This window comes from Mesorhizobium sp. M8A.F.Ca.ET.208.01.1.1 (genome assembly GCF_004791315.1).
GTDB lineage: Bacteria > Pseudomonadota > Alphaproteobacteria > Rhizobiales > Rhizobiaceae > Mesorhizobium.
The window spans coordinates 1-255 of record NZ_SRUT01000469.1; the positions used below are offsets into that span (position 1 = coordinate 1).

Genomic DNA, 255 nt, shown 5'->3' on the forward strand with positions numbered 1-255 from the left:
CGTCGGCACCCTTGGTGTCGGCGCCGGCCGCATTGCCGTCGCTGCCGACGCCGGTAATCACGTTGCCGCTCGCCGTGCCGCCTTCCGTGACACTGTCCGTGTCGGCAACCGCCGTCGGCACGTCATCTGTAACATTGACCTGAACCGTCGCGCTCGCCTGGTCTCCGTCCGAATCGGTAGCGACCACATTGATGCCGGTCAGGTTGATGACATTCTGTCCACCCGCGTCGGGATGCGAGAAATTGTCGAGCAGCG

1 protein-coding gene is annotated in these 255 nt (G+C 64.3%); it reads right to left on the minus strand.

Translation table 11 applies throughout. The features are described 5' to 3' along the window. The coding region (locus EN851_RS36745) for a hypothetical protein (RefSeq protein WP_189522102.1) at positions 1-255 on the minus strand (255 nt) is incomplete at both ends.